Origin of the sequence: Chelatococcus sp. XZ-Ab1 (genome assembly GCF_029309855.1) — a bacterium.
Taxonomy (GTDB): domain Bacteria; phylum Pseudomonadota; class Alphaproteobacteria; order Rhizobiales; family Beijerinckiaceae; genus Chelatococcus_A; species Chelatococcus_A sambhunathii.
In genome coordinates this window covers 301,657-310,714 of sequence record NZ_JARKII010000007.1, presented here as the reverse complement: position 1 = coordinate 310,714, position 9,058 = coordinate 301,657, and the positions used below count along the sequence as shown (strand labels likewise).

At 66.4% G+C, this 9,058-nt stretch carries 5 protein-coding genes; all 5 read right to left on the bottom strand.

Annotated features, from left to right (window positions below; genetic code table 11):
• Window positions 1-524: 524 nt before the first annotated feature.
• Window positions 525-3,599, bottom strand: a complete 3,075-nt coding sequence (locus P2T65_RS12935) for an efflux RND transporter permease subunit (RefSeq protein ID WP_055459666.1) — start codon at window positions 3,597-3,599, stop codon at window positions 525-527.
• Between the two features lie 10 nt (window positions 3,600-3,609).
• Complete coding sequence (locus tag P2T65_RS12930) at window positions 3,610-4,722, bottom strand: efflux RND transporter periplasmic adaptor subunit (protein WP_055459667.1); 1,113 nt, start codon at window positions 4,720-4,722, stop codon at window positions 3,610-3,612.
• Window positions 4,723-4,944: 222 nt separating this feature from the next.
• Complete coding sequence (locus P2T65_RS12925; RefSeq protein WP_055459898.1) at window positions 4,945-5,739, bottom strand: SDR family NAD(P)-dependent oxidoreductase; 795 nt, start codon at window positions 5,737-5,739, stop codon at window positions 4,945-4,947.
• Between the two features lie 107 nt (window positions 5,740-5,846).
• On the bottom strand, window positions 5,847-6,314 hold the full coding sequence (locus P2T65_RS12920; protein WP_055459668.1) for a universal stress protein: 468 nt from the start codon (window positions 6,312-6,314) through the stop codon (window positions 5,847-5,849).
• Between the two features lie 14 nt (window positions 6,315-6,328).
• Window positions 6,329-8,983, bottom strand: coding sequence for a TRAP transporter permease (locus P2T65_RS12915; protein WP_071923224.1), 2,655 nt, complete (start codon window positions 8,981-8,983; stop codon window positions 6,329-6,331).
• Between the last annotated feature and the right edge of the window lie 75 nt (window positions 8,984-9,058).

The window sequence follows — 9,058 nt, the reverse complement described above, 5'->3', positions numbered from 1 at the left end:
CACAGCCGATATCTCTATCGCCCACACCAACCAGAAAAACCCCGAAAGGCTCAACCGATCAGCAAAGGCCGCAAAAATACCGCCGCCTACGCTTCTCTTCCTCTCTCAACAATGTCAAAGAGCGATGGCAATCGAGATTGCCTGCGAACCAACGAGGGCTCACACTTATAGGAGTGACAGAGGAACCGGTCGGCACCCTGGCTATCCGCCGAAGCACCTTGGCTCATGTCTCAGGTCTTGGGGACCCTGTCTTTCGTTGGCGACCGGCTTTGGGAGCCGTCTCACCAGAAAGACTAGGACGCTCTGGCCGGCGGCTCATCGCTGCGGCCCGCGTCGTGTGGGCGGTTTATGCTCAAACTGCCGGGAAAGGTCAAGCACCTTCTTCAGGAATTTTCCACAGAAGCCGTCAACTCCTTTCGGGACACGAGTTTGGCACGTGGATAACCGTCCTCCGCGCTCGGCCGGCTTGCCCTCGATCCCGCGACTCGCGCCTCGCAGGCCGGATTCGGCCGTGCAAGAAACGCCTATTCCGCCGGATGGGGGGCCGGCGCGCCGGTTGGCGCTTCCTCGCCGGCGTGCTGGCGCCGGCCGATCAGGCTGTAGACCGTCGGCACGACGAAGAGCGTGAGGATGGTGCCCAGCGTCATGCCGCCCACGATGACCCAGCCGATCTGCTGACGGCTTTCGGCACCCGCCCCGTCGGCGAAGGCCAGCGGCACGGCGCCCAGCACCATGGCGCCGGTCGTCATCAGGATGGGCCGCAGGCGCAGCACCGCCGCCTCCACAACCGCCGCGAGCCGCTGCCGGCCCGCCTGCTGCTGCTGGTGCGCGAATTCGACGATGAGGATGCCGTGCTTGGTGATGAGCCCGACCAGTGTGACGAGCCCGATCTGCGAGAACACGTTGAGCGTCCCGCCCGTGTAGTACAGCGCCGCGAGCGCGCCGGTCATCGACAACGGCACGGTGAGGAGGATGATGACGGGATCGCGGAAGCTCTCGAACTGCGCCGCAAGGACGAGATAGATGAAGGCGAGCGCCAGGACGAAGACGAGGGCGAGCGACTGGCTCGAGGCGCGGAACTCGCGGCTCTGGCCGCTCAGATCCGTCTGCACATGGTTTGGCAGCACCTCGTCGGCTGCCTGTTCGAGGAAGGCGATGCCGTCGCCCATCGTATAGCCGGGCGCGAGATTGGCCGAGATGGTGACCGCGCGCAGCTGATTGAAGCGGCGCAGCTCTTTCGGTGCAACCGATTCGCGCACCGTCACCACGTTGGAGAGCTGGATCATCTCGCCGCTCGGCGCACGCAAGAAGATCGTCGACAGCGTCTGCGGCGAGGCGCGGTCGGCGGCAGCCAGCTGCACATAGACGTCATATTGCTCGCCATCGATCTCGAAGCGCGTCACCTGGCGCCCGCCGAGGAGCGTTTCCAGCGTGCGGCCGACGACGGAGACGTCGAGCCCGAGGTCCGCCACCTTGGCGCGGTCGAGCTCGACGCGGAACTCGGGCTTGTTGAGCTTGAGGTCCGTGTCGACGTTGATGAGGCCGGGCCAGGCGTCGATGCGCTCCATCAGCTTGTCGACATAGCCCTGCAGTTCCTCGTAGGTGCCCGAGGTCTGCACGACGAACTCGATGGGGCGCGAGGAGCCGCGCTGCCCGAGGGAGGCCGGGTTGATGGCGAAGGCGTTGACGCCGGCGATGCGCCGCAGCTTCGGCTGCAGGTCGGCGACGATGTCCTGCTGCTTGACGCTGCGGTCGTCCCAGTCGACCAGCCGGCCGAAGGCCATGAAGTCGGTCACCTCGGGAAAGCCGACGATGCTGAGCGTCGAGCGGATGCCGGGATATTGCGACACCAGCGCCTCGACCTCCTGCGCATAGCGCGTCGTATAGGCGAGGGTCGCGCCCTCGGGGCCGCTGCCGCGCAGCATCACCGTGCCCCGGTCCTCGACCGGCGACAGCTCCGACCGCAGCTGGGTGAAATAGAAGGCGCTCATGCCGGCGACGCCGACGGCCAGCAGCACCACGAGCCAGCGCAGCTTCAGCGAGGCGACGAGCGCGCGGCGATAGCCATGCTCCAGGGCCGACAGGAAGCGCTCGAGCGCCGAGAAGACGAAGCCGGGGTTCGGATTGTGCTTCAGCAGGCGCGAGCACATCATCGGCGTCAGCGTCAGGGCGACGAAGCCCGAGACGAGCACCGCGCCGGCGAGCGTCAAGGCGAATTCGAGGAACAGCCGCCCGGTGCGGCCCGGCGAGAAGGCGACCGGCGCATAGACCGCGGCGAGGGTCAGCGTCATCGCCACCACGGCGAAGGCGATCTCGCGCGAGCCCTTGATGGCGGCCGCGACGGGCGTCATGCCCTCCTCGATGTGCCGGTAGATGTTCTCCAGCACGACGATGGCGTCGTCCACCACGAGGCCGATGGCGAGCACCATGGCGAGCAGGGTCAGCGTGTTCACGCTGAAGCCCATCGCATACATCAGCGTGAAGGTCGCGATGAGCGAGATCGGGATGGTGACGATCGGGATGATGGAGGCGCGCAGCGAGCGCAGGAAGAACAGGATGACCAGCACCACGAGGACGATGGCCTCGCCGATGGTGTGATAGACGGCCTTGATTGAGCGGTCGATGAAGACCGCGTTGTCGTTGGCGACCTCTGCCGTGACACCGGCCGGCAGCGATTCGTTGACCGCTGGCAATACGGCCCGCACCGCATTCGAGACGTCGAGCGGATTGGCCACCGCCTGCTTGACGATGCCGACCGTGATCGTCGGCTTGCCGTTGTAGCGGCCGTCGCGCCTCAGGTCAGCGGCGCCGAGCTCGACGCGCGCCACCTCCCCCAGCTTGACTTGATAACCGTCGGCCAGCTTGACGATGATGTTGCGGAATTGCTCGGCGGTGGTGAGGCCGGTGCGCGACAGCACCGTGAACTCGCGCATCTGGCTCTCGATCCGGCCGGACGGCAACTCGACGTTCTGGCTGCGCAATGCACTTTCGACGTCCTGGACGGTGAGGTTGTAGGCAGCGAGCCGCTCGCGGTCGATCCAGATGCGCATCGCATAGCGGCGCTCGCCAAAGATGGTGACGTCAGCGACGCCATTGAGATTCTTGAACCGGTCGACCACGTAGCGGTTGACATAGTCGGTCAGCTCAAGCGCATCCATCCGCTCGGCCATGAAGGAGATGTAGATGACCGGCTGGGCGTCCGCTTCGACCTTGGCAATGGTCGGCTCGTCGATCTCGTCCGGCAGGCGCCGGCGCACCCGGCTGACGCGGTCGCGCACATCGCTGGCGGCAACATCGACATCGACATCCGAACGGAAGCGCACGGTGATGCGGCTCGATTCGGCCCGGCTCGTCGATTCGAGGACATCGATGCCGGCGATACCAGCGATCGAGCCTTCGAGCACCTGCGTCACCTGGCTCTCGATGATGGTCGCCGAGGCTCCGGGATAGCTCGTCGTCACGGAGACGACCGGCTCGTCCACGTTGGGATATTCGCGCACCGTCAGCCGGTCGTAGGAGACGATACCGACAAGGATGAGGATGAGGCTGAGAACGGTGGCGAAGACCGGACGGCGGATGCAGATCTCCGGCAGGCGCATCTGCCTTCCCTCAGCCCTGCGCGGCGGTCGAGGTCACGACCTCGACGTTGGCGCCGTCGCGCAGCCGCTGCTGGCCGGCAGTGACGACCACCGCCCCCGGCTCGACCCCTTCGGCGATCTCGACGAGGCCGCCGTAGCGGTTGCCGAGCGTCACGCGCGCCTCGACGGCCTTGCCGTCCTCTACGCGGAAGACGAAGGTGTCCTGCCCGCGCGGCACGATGGCCTCCTCCGGCACGGTAACCACCTGCCGCTCCCGGCTACCCTTGATGAGGATGCGCGCGAAAAGCCCGGGCCTCAGGGCCATGTCGCCGTTGGGCACCCGGGCGCGCACGCTGAGTGCCCGCCCGTTAACGTCGACCAGCGGGTCGATGGCCTCGATCACGCCGTTGAAGATGCGTCCGGGGAATGCATCGACGCTCACCTCGACGGCCTGCCCCACGGCGATGTCGCCGAGATGGATCTCCGGAACCTTGAAGTCGACGTTGAGGGCATCGATCTTCTCGAGGTTCACGAGCGGCTGGCCGGTCGTGACATAGGCGCCGACCGAAACCGTGCGGATGCCCAGGATGCCCGGGAACGGGGCGCGGATCGTGAGCTTATCGAAGCGGGCCCGGATGAGCGCGACGGCGGCCCGTGCCATGGCGAGATTGGCCACCGCCTCGTCGTTCGCCCGCTGGGTCGTGTTGCCGGAACGGGCGAGTGTGCTCGTGCGCTCGTAATTGGCGAGGGCGAGGTCGAGCTTGGCCTGTGCGTCGTCCATCTCGGCCTGCGTCAGCGCGCCGTCGAGCTTGAAGAGAACGTCACCCTCCTGGACGGCTTGGCCGTCGCTGAAGGCGATCGAAGAGATGCGGCCCGCAATCTCTGACGCGACCTTCACCGATTCGTCCGAGGCGAGGCTGCCGATGGAGCGAACGTCGGCGGTCGACGTGCCGGCCTTGGCCACCGCGGTCTCGACGGCAAAGGCCGGTGCGCGACGCGAGGTCGTCGCCGGGCCCTGCCCCTGCGCCGAGGCATTCGACTGCAACGCGGTCCATAGATCATTGAACCGGCCCTGATTGAGCAGGTAGGCGCCGCCCCCAGTGGCCGCGAGCAATGCGATGGCGACAACAACCGATTTGCGCATACCGTCCCCTGACTCTCTCGGCCCGCCGCCCATCGCGCACGACGAGCCTGTCTTGGCATGCCCGCGAACGTTCGCGAACGCCCCCGTCCGCCGGCCCGAAAGTGGCCTAGTTCCTCAACCCGAGAATTATACGCTAGCTATGTGGCGACTAGCAGAAAGCGGCAAATTAAATCTTCGTCATCAAACACCCGGCAAGGCACCGCCTCGTCAGTGGGCAAAAGTTCACAGTGCGGACAGGAGATGCCCGCCGTCGACGGGAATCACCGCGCCCGTCATGTAGGCCGAAGCCGACGACAGCAGCAGCAGCAGGACGGCATCGAGATCCTGCATGCGGCCGAAGCGCCTCTGGGGGATGCGTTTCAGGAGCGCCGCCCCAGCCTCGCTCGCCAGGACGTCGCGGTTGAGGTCAGTTTCGACATAACCCGGGGCCAGCGCATTGACGCGGATGCCGTGGCGCGCCCATTCGAGGGCCATCTGTTTCGTGAGTTGGATCAGCCCAGCCTTCGACGTCGCGTAGGAGCCGACCTGTCTGCCCTGGCGCAGGCCCAGGATGGAGACGACGTTGACGATCGCCCCGTCGCCGCCCGCCGCGATCATTGCTCGCGCCACCTCGCAGGCGACATGCCGCGCCCCGGTGAGATTGGTGTCGATGGTCGCCACCCACTCCTCCGATGCCTCGTCGAGCAGCGCCCGCGTACGGGCGATGCCGGCGTTGTTGACGAGTCCGTCGATCGTGCCGAAACGCGCCACCACACGGGCAACGCCGTCACGGACGGAAGCGATGTCCGTCACGTCCATCGCCACCGGCTCGGCCTCGCCGCCGGCCATGCGGATCTCCTCGACCAGGGGCACGAGCAGATCGAACCGTCGGGCCGCGACCGCGACATGGACCCCATGGCCGGCGAGCATGCGCGCGAAATGATGGCCGAGACCGGACGAGGCGCCGGTGACAATCACCACCGCGCCGGCCAGGTCGGCGAAGGGATTGAGAATCCGTGGGCCATTCTCGTCGAGCATCGCGCCATCCATCCGCAACCGGCCCCCTCCAGGCCCCGGCGACCTCATGCGAGCACGCGCGCGCATGGGACGCAAGGCGGCCGGACGGCGATCCGCCCGCCGGCCGCTCAGCGCTGCGTGCCGGCCTGCCGTGCGGCCTCGGCCGCCGTCTCGCGCACGACGACAACGGTCGCATCGGCATGGCGGACGACACGCGCGGCGTTCGGCCCGAGGAAATAATCGTCGATCTTGGGCCGCGCTGCGCTGATGACGATGAGGTCGATGTCCAGTTCCCGGGCATAGCGCAGGATGACCTCGTAGATGGTGCCGTGATCGACAATGTGCCGGTGACGCACACCCGCCGGGATGGTCTCCTTCGTATAGGCGTGGAGGGCAGCGTTCGCCTCCTCCATTGCCCGGCGCACGTGATCCTTCGGGAAGAAGCCAGCAACGATGCTCATGCCGAAATCCGGCACCACGGTCAGCACGTGGATCGTGGCACCGAAGGCCTTGGCCATGTCGACGGCGGTCTTCACCGCCTTGGTCTGGCTGTCGAGGTGGGCGACGTCGATGGCGAGCAGGATGTTCTTGTACATGGACTTCCTCCGGCTCAGGCGGTCGCGGGCGCGCCGACGGCCGTGCGCTGCCGGCGGCGCTGCAGGAGAACGACGAGGCCGATCAGCAGGAAGCCGGGAATCGTCATCAGCTGGCGATTCATGCGCTCGCGCTCGCGTTCCAGCTGCACGATGCGCACGGGCTGCTCGCCGTAGAAGTCGAAGTTCTTGAGGCTCTGGGCCGCCTGGCTCGTGGCATCGAACGGCTCCTCCAGCACGACCGCATCCCCCTCGACCTGGTAGAGGAGACCCGTGTTCTGCTCGAGGCGCCCGCGCGGATCCCCTGCCGGCGCTCCGAGCTCGAGCACGATGGTCTTCTGTGCGATCCGCCCGAGGCGGAAGTCGGGCCCCTCCACCGTGAGCCGCAACGTGCCCTCGTCGGGCTCGGAGGCCACCGCCTCCTCGATCCGCGCCGGCGCCAGCGTTTCATAGGGTTCAGATATCTGGTCCAGGAAGAAGCCGGGACGCAGCAGGAAAAAGGCTGCGAGCAGCAAGATCGCCGATTCCCACAGGCGCGAACGCACGAGGAAGAAGTTCTGAGTCGCCGCGGCGAAGACCAGCATGGCGATCGTCGCCTTGAAGAAGATCCAGACCGCACCGGCCCAAGAGACGTCGATGAGCAGGAGGTCAGTGTTGAAGATGAAGATGAACGGCAGCAGCACGGTGCGCAGACTGTAGAAAAAGGCCGTAACGCCGGTTCTGATGGGATCGCCACCGGAGACGGCGGCCGCGGCAAAGGAGGCGAGGCCGACGGGTGGCGTCACATCCGCCATGATGCCGAAATAGAAGACGAACAGATGCACGGCGATGAGCGGCACGAGGAAGCCGTTGGCGGCCCCGAGTTCCACGACCACCGGCGCCATCAGCGAGGAGACGACGATGTAGTTCGCCGTTGTCGGCAGGCCCATGCCGAGGATAAGGCTGATGACGGCCGTGAAGAAGAGGATGAGCAGGAGGTTGCCGCCGGAGATCAGCTCGACGAACTGCGCCATCACCTGGCCGATGCCGGTCAGCGTCACGGTGCCGACGATGATGCCGGCCGTCGCCGTGGCCGCGGCGATGCCGATCATGTTGCGGGCGCCGAGCACGAGCCCTCCGAAGAGATCGTCCGCCCCCTCGCGCAGCGCGGCGCCGACATCTTGGCCGCGCAGGCCGCGGAAGAGCGCCTTGAGCGGCTTCTGCGTGACGAGGATGAGGAGCAGGAGGGCCACGGCCCAGAAGGCAGACAGGCCGGGCGACTTCTGCTCGATCATGAGGAACCAGACGAGGACGACGATCGGCAGGAGGTAGTGCAACCCGGTCTTTAGCACCTCCTTGGCGAGCGGCAGTTCCACCACCCGGGCGTTCGGGTCGTCGAGTTCGAGGTCGGGCGAGCGCGAGGCATACCAGACGAGCCCGACATAGGCGGCGAGCAGCAGCAGGACGAGCAGCGAGGCCGACATGTCGGGCAGCAGCATCTGCACGCCGCGGATGACCCAGTAGATCACGCCGCAGAGGATGACGATCGAGGTCGCGGAGATGCCGGTGACGAGGGCCGACTGCCAGACGGTACGCCGAATGCGCTTGGGCAGCGTCGGCATGTCGTGCTTCACCGCCTCGAGATGCACGAGATAGAGCAGCGCTATGTAGGAGATGATGGCGGGCAGGAAGGCGGCCTTGATCACCTCGAGGTAGGAGATGCCGACATATTCCACCATCAGGAAGGCGGCCGCGCCCATGACGGGCGGCATGATCTGGCCGTTGACCGAACTCGCCACTTCGACCGAGCCGGCCTTCTCGGGTGTGAAGCCGACGCGCTTCATCAGCGGAATGGTGAAGGTGCCGGTCGTCACCACATTGGCGATGGAGGAGCCGGAGATGAGACCGGTCATCGCCGAGGCAAGGACGGCGGCCTTCGCGGGTCCGCCGCGCAGGTGGCCAAGAAGTGCGAAGGCGAGCTTGATGAAGTAGTTGCCGGCCCCCGCGCGGTCGAGCAGCGAGCCGAAAAGCACGAAGAGGAAGACGAAGGACGAGGAGACGCCAAGCGCGATGCCAAAGACGCCCTCCGTCGACAGCCACATCTGGTCCATCGCCCTTGGAATCGACGCGCCCTTCCAGCGGATCACGTCCGGCACGAAGACACTCGAGCCGAAGAAGACGTAAAGCAGGAAAACGACCGCCACGACGACGAGGGGCAAGCCGAGCGCGCGGCGCGTCGCCTCGAGGAGGAGGATGAGGCCGACGCCGGCCACGACCAGGTCCTGCATCAACGGATTGCCTGGGCGGGTCGCGAGGGCCCCGTAGAACAGGAAGATGTAGGCCGCGCAGAAGGCGGCGAGGAGCGCCAGCACCCAGTCCTGCACAGGGATGCGATTGCGAGGGCTCGACGGCAGGGCCGGAAAGGCGCAGAAGGCGAGGAAGAGCGCAAAGGCGAGGTGGATCGAGCGCGTCTCGGTATCATTGAGGACGACGCGCAGGCCCGTTGCCGCTTGGGTGACGAAGGGCAAGGGCGACGCGATCCAGATCTGGAACAGCGACCAGGCGAGCGCGACACAGAACAGCAGCCGGCCAGCCATGCCACCGGGATCGCGTGCACCGGTGTCGGAGGACGCCACAAGGTCCTGCAGTTCGTCATCGCTCAGCGGACGGCCCGCTTTCGGCTCCTCAGCCATGCTCATGCTCCCCCCGCAATTGCGCTTGCCGCCTTGTCGGCGCCGCCGGGCATTTACCGCGACGGCGGAAAGACG

Excerpts from the sequence above, each read along its gene's own strand:
- P2T65_RS12935 (WP_055459666.1), bottom strand. The coding sequence starts at position 3,599 with ATGCGCCTGCCGGAGATCTGCATCCGCCGTCCGGTCTTCGCCACCGTT.
- P2T65_RS12930 (WP_055459667.1), bottom strand. The coding sequence starts at position 4,722 with ATGCGCAAATCGGTTGTTGTCGCCATCGCATTGCTCGCGGCCACTGGG.
- P2T65_RS12925 (WP_055459898.1), bottom strand. The coding sequence starts at position 5,739 with ATGCTCGACGAGAATGGCCCACGGATTCTCAATCCCTTCGCCGACCTG.
- P2T65_RS12920 (WP_055459668.1), bottom strand. The coding sequence starts at position 6,314 with ATGTACAAGAACATCCTGCTCGCCATCGACGTCGCCCACCTCGACAGC.
- P2T65_RS12915 (WP_071923224.1), bottom strand. The coding sequence starts at position 8,983 with ATGGCTGAGGAGCCGAAAGCGGGCCGTCCGCTGAGCGATGACGAACTG.